Origin of the sequence: Empedobacter stercoris (assembly GCF_020281205.1) — a bacterium.
Classification (GTDB): domain Bacteria; phylum Bacteroidota; class Bacteroidia; order Flavobacteriales; family Weeksellaceae; genus Empedobacter; species Empedobacter stercoris.
Genome location: NZ_JACXZC010000002.1, coordinates 147,864 through 166,938 on the forward strand (window position 1 = coordinate 147,864; position 19,075 = coordinate 166,938).

The 19,075-nt window shown below is 31.1% G+C and carries 15 protein-coding genes; 8 read left to right on the forward strand and 7 right to left on the reverse strand.

Annotation, left to right across the window (positions count from 1 at the left end; translation table 11 throughout):
- The first annotated feature begins 1 nt into the window (after position 1).
- From IF125_RS01855 to IF125_RS01865, 3 genes are read left to right on the forward strand one after another with little or no spacing between them, the layout of a single operon-like run.
- On the forward strand, positions 2–259 hold the full coding sequence (locus tag IF125_RS01855; RefSeq protein ID WP_171623158.1) for a hypothetical protein: 258 nt from the start codon (positions 2–4) through the stop codon (positions 257–259).
- On the forward strand, positions 249–2,894 hold the full coding sequence (locus IF125_RS01860; protein WP_225541313.1) for a YfhO family protein: 2,646 nt from the start codon (positions 249–251) through the stop codon (positions 2,892–2,894). Before IF125_RS01855 ends, IF125_RS01860 begins: the two co-directional genes overlap by 11 nt.
- 7 nt (positions 2,895–2,901) lie before the next feature.
- Complete coding sequence (locus IF125_RS01865; RefSeq protein ID WP_225541314.1) at positions 2,902–4,194, forward strand: glycosyltransferase; 1,293 nt, start codon at positions 2,902–2,904, stop codon at positions 4,192–4,194.
- 69 nt (positions 4,195–4,263) lie between these two features.
- On the opposite strand, the gene IF125_RS01870 is transcribed toward IF125_RS01865, so the two are convergent.
- Positions 4,264–4,680, reverse strand: coding sequence for a hypothetical protein (locus IF125_RS01870; RefSeq protein WP_225541315.1), 417 nt, complete (start codon positions 4,678–4,680; stop codon positions 4,264–4,266).
- Positions 4,681–4,914: 234 nt separating this feature from the next.
- On the opposite strand from IF125_RS01870, the gene IF125_RS01875 reads away from it, so the two are divergent.
- The 5 genes from IF125_RS01875 to IF125_RS01895 all read left to right on the forward strand — a co-directional run bounded on the left by IF125_RS01875 (position 4,915) and on the right by IF125_RS01895 (position 12,159).
- Entirely contained in the window at positions 4,915–5,154 is a 240-nt protein-coding gene (locus IF125_RS01875) for a hypothetical protein (RefSeq protein WP_188319628.1), read from the forward strand.
- Between the two features lie 70 nt (positions 5,155–5,224).
- Positions 5,225–6,058, forward strand: a complete 834-nt coding sequence (locus IF125_RS01880; protein ID WP_225541316.1) for a GLPGLI family protein — start codon at positions 5,225–5,227, stop codon at positions 6,056–6,058.
- Between the two features lie 3 nt (positions 6,059–6,061).
- Positions 6,062–8,689, forward strand: a complete 2,628-nt coding sequence (locus IF125_RS01885) for a carboxypeptidase regulatory-like domain-containing protein (RefSeq protein ID WP_225541317.1) — start codon at positions 6,062–6,064, stop codon at positions 8,687–8,689.
- Between the two features lie 153 nt (positions 8,690–8,842).
- The gene (locus IF125_RS01890; protein ID WP_225541318.1) at positions 8,843–11,104 is read left to right on the forward strand and encodes an NADP-dependent malic enzyme; all 2,262 of its coding nucleotides are present in this window, start codon (positions 8,843–8,845) and stop codon (positions 11,102–11,104) included.
- Between the two features lie 131 nt (positions 11,105–11,235).
- Entirely contained in the window at positions 11,236–12,159 is a 924-nt protein-coding gene (locus tag IF125_RS01895) for a T9SS type A sorting domain-containing protein (protein WP_225539797.1), read from the forward strand.
- A 72-nt stretch (positions 12,160–12,231) separates the two neighbouring features.
- Here the strand turns inward: IF125_RS01895 and IF125_RS01900 are convergent, their stop codons facing one another.
- The 6 genes from IF125_RS01900 to IF125_RS01925 form a co-directional block, all read right to left on the reverse strand.
- Complete coding sequence (locus IF125_RS01900; RefSeq protein WP_225541319.1) at positions 12,232–13,125, reverse strand: DMT family transporter; 894 nt, start codon at positions 13,123–13,125, stop codon at positions 12,232–12,234.
- A 132-nt stretch (positions 13,126–13,257) separates the two neighbouring features.
- A complete protein-coding gene (locus tag IF125_RS01905) occupies positions 13,258–14,799 on the reverse strand; it encodes a serine hydrolase (protein ID WP_225541320.1) in 1,542 nt (513 codons plus the stop codon).
- Positions 14,800–14,978: 179 nt separating this feature from the next.
- Positions 14,979–15,278: a monooxygenase gene (locus IF125_RS01910; protein WP_225541321.1), complete on the reverse strand. Its 300-nt coding sequence runs from the start codon at positions 15,276–15,278 to the stop codon at positions 14,979–14,981.
- 67 nt (positions 15,279–15,345) lie between these two features.
- Entirely contained in the window at positions 15,346–15,690 is a 345-nt protein-coding gene (locus IF125_RS01915; RefSeq protein ID WP_225541322.1) for a DUF4260 domain-containing protein, read from the reverse strand.
- Between the two features lie 94 nt (positions 15,691–15,784).
- Positions 15,785–17,581, reverse strand: coding sequence for a translation elongation factor 4 (gene lepA, locus IF125_RS01920; RefSeq protein WP_171623521.1), 1,797 nt, complete (start codon positions 17,579–17,581; stop codon positions 15,785–15,787).
- A 191-nt stretch (positions 17,582–17,772) separates the two neighbouring features.
- Entirely contained in the window at positions 17,773–18,981 is a 1,209-nt protein-coding gene (locus IF125_RS01925; RefSeq protein WP_225541323.1) for an acyltransferase family protein, read from the reverse strand.
- Between the last annotated feature and the right edge of the window lie 94 nt (positions 18,982–19,075).

Genomic DNA, 19,075 nt, shown 5'->3' on the forward strand with positions numbered 1-19,075 from the left:
AATGAAAACAATTCTTTGGATTTTAATTTTAAGTATTATTTTCTTATTCATTTTTAGATTTTTAAGAAAAGTATTTGCTGTTAAAAAAGTTTTTCAAGAAGCCATTAATCAGCAAAGAAATGCTTATAATCAAAGTCAAAATTCGAATGATTCGTACAACGAATCGAAACAAAATACGTCTTTCGATAAGCCGAAATACAATATAGACGCCGAAACGGTAGATTACGAAATAATCGAGGAAAAAAAGCATGAAAAATAAAAAGAATTTACTCTACATTCTTATCTCATTGCTACTTTTTGTGGTGATTGCATTGGTGTATTGTGCGCCAGTTTTATCGGGAAAATCTGTTATTCAACCCGATATTATCAATTACAAAGGTAGTGCGCAAGAAATGTTGACTTACCAAGAAAAAACGGGTGAGAATGTCTATTGGTCTGACGCTATGTTTGGTGGTATGCCAACCTATCAAACAGGTGCTAAATATAATTTTGATGTAATCAAAACGATTGATGGATTATTTAGATTTTTACCACGTCCAGCAGACTATATTTTCTTAGTATTTACTGGTTTTTTTATTCTGGGTTTAACTGTTTTTAAGAAGTGGAAATACGCTTTAGTTGGTGCAATTTTCTTTGCATTTGGTTCGTATTATTTCGAATTGATTGCAGCCGGACATAATGGGAAATTACATACAATTGGCTATTTTGCACCTTTAGTTGCTGGTATTCTTTTGTTGTATCGTAAAAAATATATCGCAGGTTTTGTTTTAACGACGCTATTTATGGGCCTGCAATTACAAGCGAACCATATTCAAATGACCTACTATTTGTTTTTGGCGATGTTAGTTTTTGCAATTGTTCAGTTTGTAGACAGTTTCAAGAGAAAAGAATTACCCGATTTCTTCAAATCATCTGCATTGGTTGTTGTAGCGGTTATTATTGCTGCGGGATTAAATGCAAATCGATTATTATCGACATACGAATACAGTAAAGAGACGACGCGTGGAAAATCTGAAATGACGTTGTTGAAAAAGAATTCAAACGGATTAGATCATGATTATATCACACAATGGAGTTATGGAAAATTAGAAACATTAAATCTATTTATTCCAAATTTAATGGGTGGTGGTTCACAAACTGATCCAGAGGATTTACAACATTATACATCCGAATTGCAAAATACACAATATAGTTTAGGAGAAGACGAATTTAATCAACAAGTTTTTCAAGCGGTAGCAAGTCAACCAAGAAGTGCTTATTGGGGAGATCAACCAGGAACTTCTGGTCCAGCGTATCAAGGAGCTGTTGTAGTATTTTTATTTATTATCGGAGTTTTTATGGTTCGTGGAAAATACTCGACCTATAAAAAATGGTTAGTAGGTGCAACGATTTTAAGTTTCATTTTGGCTTGGGGTAAAAACTTACCATTCGTTACCAACTTATTCATCGATTATTTCCCAATGTATGATAAATTCAGAGCAGTTTCTTCCATCTTGGTGATTGCCGAATTTACAATGCCTTTTTTAGCAATTTTGACGCTATATTATTTCTTTAATTCAGATGAATCTGACGACTTCAAAAAGAAAGTACTTTATATAGCTGGTGGTTCTACAATCGGAATTTTGATCATTTTCTTCTTATTTGGTGGAATGATTTTTCCATTTACATCAGAGAATGAAAAGTTCATGACTGAGCAATTAATCGGACAAATTCAACAAGCTAATCCAAATGCAGTTGGACTATGGGATGGCTTAATGAAACGTTTAGATGAAGCATTAATTCAGGATAGAATTTCAATGTTTAAAGCAGATACGTTACGAACACTAATTTTTGTGTTGTGTACAATGGGATTATTGTTAGCTTATTTATTCAAGTTGATCAAAAAACCAATTGTTGTGATATTAACGATAGGTGCTTTGGCATTTATTGATGGATTTACAGTGAACAAAAGATATTTGAACGAAGATAATTTTGTGTCAAAATATATTGTTGACAACCCTTTCCCAACGGAAATGTCACCACGTTCACAAACCGAAGCCGAAAATAACAATAATGTTGCACAAATAGCTTACAAGGTTCCGTTGAATAACTTATTGTCGAATATAGCAAAACAAGATCAATCACATTTCCGTGTGTACAATACGGTTTTGAGTACGTTTAACGAAGCTGGAACTTCATATTTTCTTCCTTCAATTGGTGGTTATCATGCCGCTAAATTAGGGAAATACCAAGACGTTGTAGATATCTATTTTTCGCAAGATCCGCAATTAAAAAAATACGGAATCAAAGATGAAACAGGTTTGATTAATGTATTGAATATGATGAATACGAAATATATTATTCATGGAAGTCCTACAGAACCGCAGGTTCAACAAAATCCAACTGCTTTAGGTAGTGCTTGGTTAGCTTCGAACATCAAATGGACAGATAATGCAAATGACGAAATCTTAGCCATAAATTCTACACCAATTAATAATACAGTTATTTTACGTAAAGATTTGGTTGAGAATAAAAACCTAAATGTTTCAGCTGATGCAAACGCGAAAATTGAATTGGTTGATTATTCACCAATGAAAATTACCTACAAATCGTCTTCTAATACAGATCAAATTGCAGTTTTTTCAGAAGTTTATTATCCACATGGATGGACTGCAACAGTTGATGGAAAGGAAGTTCCGATCGAAAAAGCGAATTACGTATTGCGTGCAGTACCAGTTCAGAAAGGAAATCATACGATTGTCATGGAATTTAAGCCACAAGTTATTTCTACAGGAAATATGATTGTGATAATTTCAAATATCTTACTTATAATCATTGTGTTGGGAGGTGTTTATTTGGGATATAAAAAATGTTCACCAAAAGAGAATGTAAACTTAGCCACTCAAAAGGCTTAATTTTAGAATGAAAAAAATATTAATCATCACCTATTACTGGCCTCCTGCGGGAGGTCCTGGTGTTCAAAGATGGTTGAAATTCACAAAATATCTTCCTGAATTTGGATATGAAACCTATGTATATATTCCAGAAAATCCTTCTTATCCAATTCTCGACGAAACTTTAGCGAAAGACATTAATCCGAAAGTTAAAATCGTTAAAAACAAAATTTGGGAACCTTATCAGTTGGCTGAAAAACTGAATCCAAAAAATAAAGCTTATAAAGGTGGACATTTCGAGAAAAATGAAAACCAATCTTTTTTGTCGAAATTGTCAGTTTTTGTGCGAGGAAATTTCTTTATTCCTGATGCGCGTAAGTTTTGGGTGAATCCTTCTGCAGAATATTTAAAAGATTTTTTACAAAAAGAAAATATTGACACCATTGTAACTTCTGGTCCGCCTCATAGTTTACATTTGATCGGTTTGAAATTGAAAAAACAATTACCAAACCTTAACTGGTTGGCAGATTTTAGAGATCCTTGGACACAAATTAGTTATCACAAAGAATTGAAATTAACGTCTTGGGCTGCTAAAAAACACGAAGATTTAGAGCGAGAAGTGATGCAAAAAGCCGACGTTGTTTTAGCAACAAGTTATGCTGATGGTGAAAACTTTAAAAAAATTGGAGCAAAGCGAGTAGAAGTGATTACAAATGGTTTCGAAGAAGTAAAACAGCAAATAGAGAAAGAGCATAATTATTTTCATTTGACGTATTCTGGAGGTTTGGAAATGCTTCGAAATCCTGTTGCTTTGTGGAAAGCTTTAGCTGAAATTAGTAACGAAAATCAATCTTTCAGAGAAGATTTTAAACTTAATTTTTATGGTTCTTTAGCTGATGATGTCAAACAATCAATTGTTAAACAAGGTTTACAAACTAATTTAATTGTTCACGGATATGTTTCGCATCAAGAATCGTTGAACGCGATCAATTCAGCAAATATTTTAATTTTGACAAACTTTGAGAATGTTGCTTCGAAAGGAATAATTCCTGGTAAATTATTCGAATATATGGCTACTGGAAATCCAATTTTAGCGATTGGACCTGCTGATGCAGATGTCGAAAAAATACTTCATAAAACTAAAGCCGGAAATTATTTTAGTCACGAACAAGTGGCGGAAATGAAAAATTATATTCTCTCGATTTATAATCAATGGTTAAAAAATCCAAACCAAAAATTTGAAACGAACGAAAATGAAGTTCAACAATTCAATCGTAAAAACTTGACTTCTAAACTAGTTGAAGTGGTCAATAGTTTGTAAAGTTGTTAAATTTTAAAAAATAGAAAACCATCTTTTGTATATCATGAAAGATGGTTTTATAATTTATTATCAATTCGAATTAATTTTATATTCTTTTACAATTCTATTATTATTCATTCCTGTTTCAATTTTAATAATAAATTCTGGATATTTAGTTTCATTAATTTCTACTATTTTCGGAAAAATTAGTTCATCTATTTTATATAATTTACTTGTTGTATAATAATCGCCGTCTGGAGATACAGATATTATTAGCGCTTGCAAAACTTCGTCAGTTTCGTTAAAAGAATCAGTAGAAGTTCCTTTAGAATCGTTTATCGAAAAAATATTCAAAAAAAGACTTCTGTTATAAATTTGGTAATTTAGGTAATCTGTTCGGTATATAGTTGCCAATATATAGTTGGAATAAGAATCAGAAATCTCTTTTATTTGTGCAGAACAAATAGAAGAGATTATGATTGTGTATAGAATTAATAACTTCTTCATAAAATCCTCATTGTTTTAATTAATATAAAGATAATCAAAATATTAGGTGCTATCCCTTATAATCCGCTATAATTGGAATGAATTTAATATAAATTATTCGTTTTTAATCACTTAAATTACTCAATGATTTGTTTTCTATTATTATTATTATTATTATTGATGTAATTAACGTTAAGACAACAATTATAGGTTGCTAACTATAATTGAAAATTAAAAACTAAAAATTACATTAAAATGAAGAAAATGTTATTAGCAAGTGCTTTTGCACTTATCGGAACGTTTGCAATGGCAAATGAAGTAGAGTTTGTAGATGAAGAATATAATAGGCAATGTACAGGAGTTAAAAATGATTGTGGAATTGCGCTTATTTACTGTTGGGAAGGAGAGATTGACCCTGATAAATTAAGTAATTTTAGAGATAAAGCTTGTGAAGATATAGAAAATGAGCAAGATGCACCAGAAATTGAAGATTAATTAAATATTAATAATTATAGTATATGACTTAGGAATTTTCTTAAATCATATCTATATAATTTATTCGTAAATGAAGTATTTAAATAAAATAGTATTAGTTATAAGTTTTATACTTATTAGTATAAATGGTTATTCTCAATATGAGTTTACATACTTATATGAATTTAAAAAAGATAGTGTCAGTAAAAAAAAGTATACTGATATTATGAATGTTATCATTGAAGGTGAACAACGGATTTACAGAGGGGAAAATCATATTATTTATGATTCTATAGCTTATACAAAGCGAAAAGTTGATGCAAGTAATATTAGTTCTGTCATGGAACAGACTATGGGTTTTAAAAAAAATGTGGAAAATTATACTTTAGAAATTGATTTAGAAAAAGAAATACAAAAGCACTATATCTTTAATTTAGAGTTACCTTTTTACAATGAAGAAAAAATAGAACTACCAATATGGAACATTTCTAATGAAACATCTGAAATTGATGGAAAAAAAGTGACAAAAGCAACAACATTTTTTTTAGGTAGAAATTGGATAGCATATTATTCAGAAGAATTACCTATTCAGGTTGCACCATACTTATTTTATGGTTTACCTGGAGTTATCATAAAATTAGAAGATGAGAATAGTAATTATAAATTCGAATTAACGGGTTATAAATCAAAAAAAGATTTCATTAATTTAAAAGAAACAACAATATCACAAAGAAGAAGAAATGATTTTGTTAAAATGAATAAAGATGAAGTTTATAACTTTGGTAAATCTTTTCAAGAAAATAAGACTAATATTCTTATGCAGGCAGGTTTGCAACTGACAGAACAAGAGATAAAAGAAAGACAAGAAAGATATAAAAAAAGAAAGTATATTTATTTAAACCCATCCATACCATTTGTTTTATAATTTTTGAAAACCCAATTAACACTACTATTTGCTTTACTTTCTCACTTTATTTTTGCACAACTTACCATTTCTGGCGTTGTAAAAAATGAAGAGGGGAAACCTGTTTCTGGTGCTAATGTTACTATTTCGCCAAGTACTTCGGACGAAACATTAACATATTTTATCACAAAAGCTGATGGTAAATATTCCATCAAAATAGATAATCCATCGCACGAAATGTATGAAATAAAAGTTCGTGCGATGAATTATGCGTTTACTTCAGATTTGGTTAACGAATCTTCTACAAATTTTGATTTCACTTTACAAGAAAAAGCAATCGAGCTAAAAGAAGTTAAACTAAAACAATCACCAATTCGCAAAAAAGGCGACACAATTGCCTATGATGTCAGTAATTTTAAAGATATAAAAGATCGCTCTATTGCAGATGTTATCAAAAAAATGCCTGGAATAGAAATCGAAAATTCTGGTAGAATCTTGTATCAAGGAGAACCAATTAATAAATATTATATCGAAGGAATGGATTTGTTGGGTGGAAAATATGCCTTAGCAAACGAAAATCTTTCTGCAGAAGCGGTTGATAAAGTTCAAATTTTGGAGAATCATCAGCCCATCAAGATTTTAGACAGTTTGGTTTATAGCTCTAAAGCTGCATTAAATATCAAACTAAAAAGCAAAATTACCTATTCTGGTAAAGCAGAAGTTGGTCTTGGCGCTTCGCCTATGTTGTATCAAGCGAATATTACGCCTATGTTGTTCACAAAAAAGCAACAAATGATTGGTTCTTATCAAGGAAATAATCGTGGAAATGATGTTTCTCGACAATTAAGAACATTAAGTTTAGAAGATTTTTTAAATGAATTTGAAAAGTTTTCTAATGAAAGTTGGTTATCTATTGCAGGTGTACAAACACCAAGTTTTGAAGGAGAACGTTGGTTAGATAATGCAATAAATATTGGGACTTGGAATCATCTTTTCAAGATAAAAAAAGAGTTAGATTTACGTATTAATTTGTCTTATCACAACGATTTTCAAAAGCGATTCGGAGAAACAAACACACAATATTTTTTACCAACAGGAGATATATTTCTCAACGAAATCAAACAAAATTATTTGCAAATAGAAAGTCTTAATCTTAAAGCTACATTATCTCAAAATAGTTCGAAAAATTATCTTGAAAATGTCTTAGAGTTTAAAGGTGATTGGAATAGCTCGAGAGGAAATCTCAATCAAAATAATAATTTTATACAACAAAAATTAACTCAACCTAATCGAGAATTTTCAAATCAATTTAGAACCATTCGTAAGATTGGTAAACAATTGATTACTTTAAAGTCCACGTTAGCTTATAAAAATTACAATGAAAATTTAAGCGTTTCTCCGGGAGTTTTTACGGATTTGATAAACAACGGGACTGATTATCAAAATGCATTTCAACAAATTAATTTTGAGAAATTTTCGACAAATAATTTCGCAGAATTTTCAAAAGGAATTAAAGGATTTACGTTGCAATCAAAAATTGGAATTAAATACATCAATCATTCAATGAAAAGTGATTTGTTAGCTGATGAACAACTTACAAATTCCACTTTTACTAACAATACACATTGGTCAACCTTTAATCCTTATGTAGAAAATAGATTTTCGTACAAAAAAAATCGACTTAGTTTGTCTTTTGGATTTCCATTTCAGTGGTATAATTTAGAGAATAATTCTTTTGGAACTAAAAATTCGTACAATCGTTTTTACATCGAACCAAAATTTAACATAGGTTTAGAATTTTCAAAATTCTGGAAAGTTTCAACTTCGCATAATTTTAGCAATGATTTGGGTAGTTTAACACGATTACACGAAGGTTTTATATTGTATCGTTACAATTCTATTCAACAAAATGATGGAAATTTCAATGAAGTAAAAAAATGGAATTCGTCTTTACGTTTTGAATATAAAAATCCAATTAAATCAAGGTTTTTTAACTTTGGATATTCGTATAGTTGGAACGAAAACAACTTGTTGTATAATTACAAATACAATTCAGACGCAAGTGCCATTTTAGATGTTATCAATCAAAAAAATCATCAACAAACACATTCTGTTAATGCTAAAATAAGTCAATATTTCTCTAAAATCAAAACGACTTTTAATTTAGCTGGAGGTTATAATTTTACGACTTATGATCAATTGTTGAATAATGATTTAGTAGAAATTGACAACACTATTTTAACTTCAAATTTTGACGCTTCTTTCAGATTATTAAGTTGGATGACGTTTGAGTATAAATATGGTGTAACAAATTATAAAAATAAGTTTTCAGAAGAATCAAAATTTCGATCAATAACTAATCAAATTCACCAAATAGGATTACATTTTTTTCCAGCAGATCAACATTATGTAAAGTTTAATTTTGATTTGTATGTCAATGATGATACAAGATTAAATCCTAATTCAACTTTCGGAGATTTGATGTACCGTTATTCATTAAAAAAGAAAAAAATAGATTTTGAATTGTCTGCTTATAATCTTTTTAATGAGAAATATTTTTCACAAAATAGCTTTTCATCTAATTTCGAACAACGATTTCTATATAAATTGAGACCAACTCAAGTAATGTTTACAACACGATTTAATTTTTAACACTAAAATTTATCAACTCAATAATTTATCATCATTAACTTGTTTAAGTTGATAATATTTAAATAGAAAAATCATCAAACTATATGATTTGTCATACTTTTATTAGTTTATTTTTACCTAAATTTATTTTGAAAAAATATATACCACAAAGAAATGAATGACAATCGTAAGAAGGATGCATTGAATTACCATTCGATGGGTCAACCCGGAAAGATTGCGGTAGTGCCAACAAAACCTACGAACACACAGCGCGATTTATCGCTTGCTTATTCGCCAGGTGTTGCAGAACCATGTTTAGAGATTGAAAAAGATCCAGAAAATGCGTATAAATATACGGCAAAAGGAAATTTGGTTGCTGTCATTAGTAACGGAACAGCCGTTTTAGGTTTAGGAGATATAGGTGCAGTCGCTTCGAAACCTGTGATGGAAGGAAAAGGTCTTTTGTTTAAGATTTTTGCGGATATTGATGTTTTTGATATCGAATTAGATACGAAGAATGTCGATGAATTTATCAATACTGTAAAAGCTTTAGAGCCAACTTTTGGAGGAATTAATCTTGAAGATATTAAAGCGCCAGAATGTTTCGAAATCGAAAAGCGATTAAAAGCTGAAATGAATATTCCTGTAATGCACGATGATCAACATGGAACAGCCATTATTTCTGGTGCAGCATTAATCAATGCTTGTGAATTACAAGGAAAGGATATTTCTAAAGTTAAAATTGTTGTAAACGGAGCAGGAGCAGCCGCAATTTCTTGTACAGCAATGTACATTTCTGTTGGTGCACAAAAGGAGAATATTGTGATGTTAGATAGTAAAGGAGTAATCCGTTCTGACCGTGATAATCTTGACGCTTCGAAAGCTGAATGGGCAACAGATCGTGATATTTCTACGTTGGCAGATGCGGTAAAAGATGCTGATATTTTCATCGGTTTATCTGCTGCAGATGTTTTATCTGCTGAAATATTGAATACAATGGCCGAAAATCCAATTGTGTTGGCAATGGCAAATCCAAATCCAGAAATTGCGTACGATTTGGCAATTTCTACTCGACAAGATATTATTATGGGAACAGGTCGTTCAGATTATCCTAATCAGGTGAATAACGTTTTAGGTTTTCCATACATTTTTAGAGGAGCGTTAGATGTTCGTTCGACAACGATTAACGAGGAAATGAAAATTGCGGCTGTTCGTGCGATTGCAGAATTGGCAAAAGAACCAGTTCCTGAAGTTGTGACGCAAGCGTATAATAATCATTCAATCAAATTTGGAAAAGATTACATTATCCCAAAACCAAACGATCCGCGTTTGTTGCCAGAAGTTTCGGCTGCAGTTGCAAAAGCTGCCATAGAAACTGGTGTTGCAAAGAATGAGATAACTGATTTCGAAGCCTATAAATTGTCGTTGATGAAGCGAATCGGAAAAGAAAGTACGATTATGCGCAATTTGACACAAACAGCAAAATCAAATCCAAAACGAGTTGTCTTTGCAGAAGGGGATCGTTTCGAGATTCTACGAGCGGCACAAATTGTAAAGGAAGAAAAAATTGCAATTCCAATTATTTTAGGAAAGAAAAATAAAATTCAACAAATGATCAAAGATTATATGTTGGATTTAGAAGATGTGGAAATTGTTGATACAAACGCAGAAGAAGATTCGGATCGTTACAATCAATTTGTAGATTTTATTTACAATAAACGCCAACGAAAAGGTGTCTCTAAATCGGATGCGAAGAAGTTATTGAGAGATCGTAATTATTTTGGATCATGTATGGTTGAGTTTGGGTATGCAGAAGCGATGATTTCTGGAATGACAAAGAACTATTCGCAAGCCATTCGCCCAGCTTTAGAATTGATTGGTGCCGAACAAGGACAGAAAGTAGCGAGTATGTATATGATGTTAACCGAAAAAGGTCCAATTTTCTTGGGTGATACAACGGTTAATTTAGATCCAACTTCTGAAGATCTAGTCAATATTACGTTGCAGTTTAATGAAACAATTAAGAAATTTAAAATTGAACCGAAAATTGCATTATTGTCGTATTCTAACTTTGGATCGAACAAAGGAGAAACAGCTTCTAAAGTTCAAAATGCAGTGAATTATTTACATCAAAATCATCCAGATATTTTAGTCGATGGCGATATTCAGGCAAATTTTGCCGTGAACAAAGAGAAGTTACAAAGTAATTTTCCGTTTTCTAAATTAGCAGGAACGTATGCCAATACATTGGTTTTTCCAAATCTTGAATCTGCGAATATTTCGTATAAATTATTACAAGAACTTGGAAAAATAGAAGCAGTTGGTCCTATTTTAATCGGAATGAAAAAACCAATTCATCTATTACAATTAGATAGTACAGTTCGCGAAATTGTGAATATGGTTACCTTTGCTGTAATTGATGCGCAACAACATTAATAAAAATAGTATTTCAAATCGAAACTCCTCTCCATTTTGAGAGGAGTTTTTTTTATAAGATAATTAATTCGCAGTTTTATTAAATTTTAATTCATAAAATGATTATCTTGTTAACTTTTAATTAATATAATATGAAGAAATTTTACATTTTATTACTTACAGCCAGTACAATTTCATTTGCACAAACCAATACTTCATTTGAAGCGAAAGAAGGATATGAATTAGGAAATATACATACTCAGAATAATTGGGAAGTTGCAGATGCAAATGGAGAAATACTCAATAATCAACTTGTTTCTGATGAACAAGCGAGTGACGGAATTTATTCTTTTAAAAATGGAGATCAACCAGATTTTGGTCCTAAATGGCTACCTGTAATGGGTGTGACAAAAACGTTTGAAAAACCTATTGATTATAAAGGTTTTACAATATCTTTTGATGCGTTTGTAACAAAACGAAACGGTGCCGATTTCGAATTTAATTTGTATACCATTAATCCAGATACAGATGAATTTTACCCTGTTGCAGGTTTAGGTATGGAAAACAGAGGATATTTGTACATTACAAAGGATATCAATTATGGTTTTGATTACGCTGATGCGGCAGAAGGTTGGTCGATTAATAAATGGAATAATTTTAAAATTGAAGTCACGGAAAATGAAATCAAGTATTACTTGAACGATCAATTAGTTTACACAGGAGATAATTTTACGAAATTAGATGTTCATGGATTTACAATGTTGCATAATAATTACGGAGGTGATGCTTATTACGATAATTTCAAGTTTAGTACAGATGACTTAGCCGTTCATCAAATTGAAGGGAAAGAATTTAAAATTTATCCTAATCCAGTTAAAGATTATTTAACATTTGATGCGAATTTTCATGAGCAGATTTCAAGTGTTGAGGTATCAAATACAATTGGTCAAGTTGTTTTAAAATCAAATCAATCATTAAAAGGATTGAATACATCGTCCTTGAAATCAGGTGTTTATTTTGTGAAAATTAATCTGAAAGATGGAAAAACGATAACAAGAAAAATAATTAAAAAATAAATTTATTTCATAACAAAAAAACTGTCTTGTTGAAGACAGTTTTTTTTGTTGTATAATTTTTCAGGTTTATTTCTATAAAGAAGTTTTTAGCCTTTTTTGTTGATATGCATCTCCGAGAACATTAAGTGTTACGCCTAAAATAATCATAAAAATTCCTAAACCTAAACTCCACGAAAAGTTTTCGCCAAATAACAAGACACTCACTCCAACTGCAACTACAGGCTCCGATGCGCCCAGAATAGATGTTGCTGTAGAACCAATCTCTTTGATTGCAAAAATTAAAGCAATACTCGAAATAACAGTTGTAACAAAAGCAAACGTAAAAAAGTTAAACGTTAATTCTAACGAAGGAAGAACAAATGATTCTTTTTGTATAATCATTTTTATAGCGTAATATATCGTTGTAAATAGGAATGAATAAAAGCTAAGTGTAAAACCTTTTATCTCTTTTGCTTTCGATTTGTTGACCGTGACAATGTAAAGTCCATAACCTAAAGCACTGATAAAAACAATGCCTAAACCAATTGGATTTAGTTCGAATTTACCATCTTTAAAACTCAATAAAATGACGCCAGCCAAAACAAATGCAATGGCTACGATAGCAGAAATAGTGAGTTTCTCTTTGAAGAATACAGCCATAATAATGGCGACGATTAGTGGATATACAAATAGTAAAGTAGAGGCAATACCAGCAGATAAATAATCGTAACCTAAAAATAAAGCATCAGCAGAAATTCCGTATAATAACCCAAGAGTGATCAATATAGGAATTTGTTTCAATTTTATTTTGAATGATTTTTTTTTGATTAATAAATAAACTCCAACAATCAACGCTGAGAAAAAGAATCGATAGAATAGAGTGGTGTCTATTGGGAAATTTGCTTGTTTTATAGGTAGGATAAATAGCGGAATTAATCCGTAAGATATGGAAGAAATTAATCCATATGCGTAACCTTTTAATTTCATAAATGTTTAGTTAACATCATTTAGAGTGATTTTTTATTTCGACAGAAATATAAAATTGCATCGAGAACTAAGACGAAAAATCATCTAAGCTCTCGATACAATTTTTCGAAGAATTACTCGAATTGGTAATTTTTATTTTCGTGTAAAATCTAAATCATGGAAATCGTAACTAAAATCTGTCATTGGTGAAATAGCTTTCATCGTAAATCCTGTCATTTTTCCATCTTTCATTTCAGCAAAAACAAAAGCATCTGCATGGAAATATCTGTTGTACCATTTTACCGCATATGTATTGTCTTTATAAAATGATATTTCTCCGGTTAATTGAGGTGAACGCTTCGATTCGAAAATTAATTTTCCTTTTTTCTCATAGATTTCAACATCACCAAACCAATTATCTTTATAGGTTCCGGTGAATGCATTTTTATTAACCTTTAAGGCTTTGTTTTTCTGATTTGCTTCAACTGTTTTCCAAACTTCATCTGTGATTCCGTCCGCTTCGGCCACACGAGATTTCATCAAATTATCGTAGAAAGCAACCCAATCTTTTTCGGGATTGCCTAAATAAAAATCTTTAATTGTATTAGAAACCGAGTTAAATGCGACACCTGCTTGTTGATTAGTAAGAACGACAATTCCTAAATTGATTTGAGGATACCAAATTGTTTGCGTTACAATTCCTTCTAAACCACCAGTGTGCGAAACTTCTAATTTTCCGTTATAATCTTGCAATTGCCAACCTAATCCATATGCTTTAAACAATGAATTGTATGGAGGAGTAGTTCCAACTTTTTGCAAGGTAACAGGCGAAATCATTTCTTTCATTTGTTTTTCAGAAATAATTTGTTTTCCGTTTACTTTCCCTTTATTCAAATTAAATTGTAACCATTTTGCAACATCATCAACGTTAGAATATAATCCTGCTGCTGCGTCAAAAATCGTATTGGTATAACGATCGATTACTTGCAATTTACCATCAATTGGCACATGTGGATCAATCACATTTTTTTGATCTTTTAACAGATGAAAATTAGCCGCTGTATTTGTCATGCCAATCGGTTCGATTAATCGTTGAGTGACAAAATCCGTCCAAGATTGTCCAGAAATTCTTTCTACTACAACTCCAGCAATGATGTACAAAAGATTATCGTAATCATATTTCGAACGAAAATCTGAAACAGGTTTTAAATATTGAATATTGTTGATAATATCGGTTGGTGTGAAATTATGTCCATCAGGCCATACCATCAAATCGCCAGCACCTAAGCCTAAACCACTTCGGTGTGTTAACAAATCACGAATAGTAAATTCTTTTGTTACATATTCATTATACATTTTAAATTCGGGAATATGTTTGATGACTTTATCATCCCAATTCATTTTTCCTTCATCAACTAAAATCGCTAAAGCCGCTGCTGTAAAAGCTTTCGAATTAGAGGCGATTCCAAAATTTGTATTCGATTGTAATTTTTCTCCTGTTTTGATTGATTTTACACCATAACCTTTACTATGAATAATTGTTCCATCTTTAATTACGGCAACAGAAATTCCTGGAACATTGAATGTCTTCATGGCATTTTCTGTGACTTGATCTATAGTTTGATTCGAAATATTTTGACCAAACGCAGAAATTGAAGCTAAGGTAATAGTTGTTGATAAAAATAAATTTTTCATGTGTATGATTTGAATGGTAACGAAGTTAGGAAATTTATTTGTTTTACTGTTATTCCGAGCTTGTCAAAGAATCTTACATTTCGAAATACTTTATGTTAAAATTTTCGATTTTGGAATGGAGAAATTAGAAGAGAAATAATTAAAACAAAAAAAGCCACTTTATTAAGTAGCTTTGGTAATTATATTCCTTTATTTAAAGTTGAGAGAGGTTCGTTAATTTCAAAATATTCTGAAACAATGTTTGTGGCACCCATTTGTTCAACTCGCTTAGAATGCATTTCAGCATAATTTTTTGCATTTTCTAAGGTGTCAAAAATATAAATTCCACCACTTCGAGCAGTCTCTTTATTCTCGATCCAAATCTTAGAAATAAACCCTTTTTCTAAATTAATGCTTTCAGCCAATGGTTGTGCATTGTTAGTTAAATTTTCTCCCATATATTCAACAGGAAAATCAAAATTTATTTGAAGTAAAATCATATTTAAAATTTATTACAAATTTCAAAAAACTTCATGATTTAGATTGTAATAATTGTTACAAATATTATCAAATATCTCCCAAATGCGTAGATTTAAAACCTTTATATGTTTTTAAGCCGTAGCCTAAAATTCGATCAAAAGCAATATGGGCTGTACATATTAAACCAACTTTCAATGAAAAGTTACTATTAACCATTAGTCCAATTAGGATTAATCCAATTGAGAAAATGTAAGAGTGTACTAAATTATAAGAAATTGCTCCAATTTTGTTGTTGATTAAATACCCTAGCATCATTATGTCAGGGCTAAAGAATAAAACTGCAAATAAAATCCATGAAAATTGAAATTGAGCATATGTGAAAATTGCAAGGATAAGTATAATTACTTGTTCAGCTTTAAGTATTGTTTTCATTTAATTTTTTAGTTTATTTGTAGAATTTTGTAACAAATTGTTACAAAAAAAGCCACTCATTGAGTGGCTTATAAAAATATATATAAAATTAATCTTAATCGTTCAATTTTAAAACAGCTAAGAAGGCAGATTGAGGAACCTCTACACGTCCAATTTGACGCATTTTCTTCTTACCAGCTTTTTGTTTTTCTAATAACTTACGTTTACGAGAAATATCTCCTCCGTAACATTTTGCTGTAACGTCTTTACGTAAAGCTTTAATGGTTTCACGTGCAATAATTTTAGCACCAATTGCTGCTTGAATTGGAATATCAAACTGTTGACGAGGAATTAATTCGCGTAATTTCTCACACATTTTTTTACCAATGTTGTAAGCATTATCAACGTGAATTAAGGCAGATAAAGCATCTACAACTTCACCGTTAATCATGATATCCACTTTAACTAATTTTGAAGCTCTCATTCCAGAAGGAGCATAATCGAAAGAAGCATATCCTTTAGAAATTGATTTTAATCGATCATAGAAATCAAATACAACTTCAGCCAAAGGCATATTGAAAATCATTTCAACTCGATGTTGAGTCAAATAATTTTGAGATTGTAATTCGCCTCGTTTCTCAATACACAAACTCATGACAGGACCAACAAATTCAGATTTAGTAATAATCGCTGCACGAATGTAAGGTTCCTCCACACGATTTAATCCAGAAGGATCAGGTAATTCAGAAGGATTATGAACGGCAATCATTTTATCGGGATCTTTTTCTAAATAAGCTTCGTACGAAACGTTAGGAACAGTTGTAATAACTGTCATGTTAAATTCACGTTCTAAACGTTCTTGAATGATTTCTAAGTGTAGCATTCCTAAGAAACCACAACGGAAACCAAACCCTAAAGCAGCAGAAGATTCTGCTTCAAAGGTTAAGGAAGCATCATTTAAACGCAACTTCTCGATAGAAGCACGTAAATCTTCATAATCTTCAGTATCTACTGGATAAATTCCTGCGAAAACCATCGGTTTTACTTCCTCGAAACCATCAATAGCTTCAGCGGCAGGTCTATCAACTAAAGTAATTGTATCACCAACTTTTACTTCGGCAGCTTCTTTAATCCCAGAAATAATGTAACCAACATCTCCGGTTTTAATTACTTTTTTCTCTACTTGATTTAACTTTAAAGTTCCAATTTCATCTGCACCATATTTTTTATTGGTTGCCATGAATTTGACTTGATCCCCTTTTTTAATCTCTCCATTTACAACTTTATAAAAAGCTTCAATTCCACGGAAAGGATTGTAAACAGAGTCAAAGATTAAAGCTTGCAACGGAGCTTCAGGATCTCCTACAGGAGCAGGAACTTTTTCTATAATTGTATGCAACAACTCTAAAACTCCTTCACCTGTTTTTCCAGAACAACGCAATACATCTTCAGGTTCACAACCTAATAAGTCTACAATATCATCTGTTACCTCTTCTGGATTAGCAGAAGGTAAATCGATTTTGTTTAAAACTGGAATAATCTCTAAATCATTTTCTAATGCTAAATATAAGTTAGAAATGGTTTGAGCTTGGATGCTTTGAGCAGCATCTACAATTAACAAAGCACCTTCACAAGCGGCAATCGAACGAGAAACCTCATACGAGAAATCCACGTGTCCAGGCGTGTCAATTAAATTTAAAATATATTTTTCACCATCTTTTTCATATTCCATTTGGATAGCGTGTGATTTGATTGTGATTCCACGTTCGCGTTCCAAATCCATATCGTCTAATGTTTGGTTTTGTAACTCACGATCAGAAATCGTTCCTGTTACTTGTAATAGGCGATCGGCCAAGGTACTTTTACCATGGTCAATATGGGCGATAATACAGAAATTACGGATATTTTTCATACTCTTCTTGTCGAATAGGCAAAAATAATCTTTTCCACTCAGACTACAAGTTTTTTGAAAAATATTTATAAAAAGTATTTTATTAAGACTTAAGCAATTATTTGATAAAAAAGAGAGTTGATTAATTGAAATATTTACTAAAAATAGTATTTAATGAATAATTTTTTACTGAAATAGTGCGTAAATAGTAACTACACCTTAACATAAATTTTCTTTTGATCTAACCAATAAGCCAAAGCCCAAAAGAATGCTAAGAAGATAAGCGAATAAACAAACGATCCGATTTCTGGAATTCCAGGAAGTTTCGCACAAATGTTTTCATAAAACCAAGTCAAAGGAGAAATGTATTTGATTTCGCCTTGATCGGTAAATCCATTTTCGATTCGGATTAATCCTAATAAACGTGGAAATAAACCACTAAATGCAAAAATGAATAATGGATTTTTTCCGAATACATCAAAGAATTTCATCACACCATTTTTGACGTTCAAAATTTCGATGAACCAAATCATTGTTGCAATTGTTAATAATGACAATCCTGTTGTATGAATAACGTATGAGCTACTCCAAATCTTTTTGTTGTACGGAAAATCTAATTGCCAAAAATAACCTAATAGCAAAGCAATTACCCCTAAAACAAATAAACCTGCTACTAATCTAAAATTGGGTTGATTGGTTTCGGGTAAAGATTTATTTAACCATTTCATATTACCTTGTTTATTGATGAAAATGCCAGTTAAATAGCCCAATAAAACTTGAGGAATCGCATTGATGGTACTGTAAATACCTTCTGGATCAAAAGGAATCGATTCACCTTTGTAAATATGTGCTAAACCTAAAATATGGGTATCGATTTTTGTTCCGATAAACCCTTCGATAGAATAAGGGTCAATACCGCCTAAAAATTTTGTCAATAACCAATAGCCAACTAAGATGATACCTGAAATCCAAAGAACCATTTTTTCTTTAAAGTAAAAAGCAATAACAGAAGCAAAAAAATAGGCAATAGCGATTCGTTGTAAAACACCCATTATTCGAACGCCACTTTCTTCAGAATCTTTCCAGGCCTTAAAAATAAGTTCGTTATTCTCCCATTTAAAAAACGGAAACCAATTGATAAAAAGTCCAATTAGAAAGATAAGGATACTTCGTTTTATGACTTTTTTCCAGAATTCGCTTTGCGGTTGTTGTTTGAATCGTGGAATTACAAAAGCCATTGCATTGCCTACGGCAAATAAAAAGAAAGGAAAGACCAAATCGGTTGGTGTACATCCGTGCCATTGTGCATGTTCTAAGGGATCAAACATAAAGGACCACGTGCCAGGATTATTCACTAAAATCATTAAAGCGACCGTAGCGCCACGAAAAACGTCCAATGAATAATATCGAGTTGTTTTCATTTCTTTTGTATTAATATTTTTAAAGATATATATTTTTTGAAGTATTTAGTAATTCGAGTTTAGAATTTATCCTACAATAATCCTTACCTTTAAT

Coding starts and splice junctions, on each gene's coding strand:
- IF125_RS01855 (WP_171623158.1), top strand. CDS start 2: ATGAAAACAATTCTTTGGATTTTAATTTTAAGTATTATTTTCTTATTC.
- IF125_RS01860 (WP_225541313.1), top strand. CDS start 249: ATGAAAAATAAAAAGAATTTACTCTACATTCTTATCTCATTGCTACTT.
- IF125_RS01865 (WP_225541314.1), top strand. CDS start 2,902: ATGAAAAAAATATTAATCATCACCTATTACTGGCCTCCTGCGGGAGGT.
- IF125_RS01870 (WP_225541315.1), bottom strand. CDS start 4,680: ATGAAGAAGTTATTAATTCTATACACAATCATAATCTCTTCTATTTGT.
- IF125_RS01875 (WP_188319628.1), top strand. CDS start 4,915: ATGAAGAAAATGTTATTAGCAAGTGCTTTTGCACTTATCGGAACGTTT.
- IF125_RS01880 (WP_225541316.1), top strand. CDS start 5,225: ATGAAGTATTTAAATAAAATAGTATTAGTTATAAGTTTTATACTTATT.
- IF125_RS01890 (WP_225541318.1), top strand. CDS start 8,843: ATGAATGACAATCGTAAGAAGGATGCATTGAATTACCATTCGATGGGT.
- IF125_RS01895 (WP_225539797.1), top strand. CDS start 11,236: ATGAAGAAATTTTACATTTTATTACTTACAGCCAGTACAATTTCATTT.
- IF125_RS01900 (WP_225541319.1), bottom strand. CDS start 13,125: ATGAAATTAAAAGGTTACGCATATGGATTAATTTCTTCCATATCTTAC.
- IF125_RS01905 (WP_225541320.1), bottom strand. CDS start 14,799: ATGAAAAATTTATTTTTATCAACAACTATTACCTTAGCTTCAATTTCT.
- IF125_RS01910 (WP_225541321.1), bottom strand. CDS start 15,278: ATGATTTTACTTCAAATAAATTTTGATTTTCCTGTTGAATATATGGGA.
- IF125_RS01915 (WP_225541322.1), bottom strand. CDS start 15,690: ATGAAAACAATACTTAAAGCTGAACAAGTAATTATACTTATCCTTGCA.
- lepA (WP_171623521.1), bottom strand. CDS start 17,581: ATGAAAAATATCCGTAATTTCTGTATTATCGCCCATATTGACCATGGT.
- IF125_RS01925 (WP_225541323.1), bottom strand. CDS start 18,981: ATGAAAACAACTCGATATTATTCATTGGACGTTTTTCGTGGCGCTACG.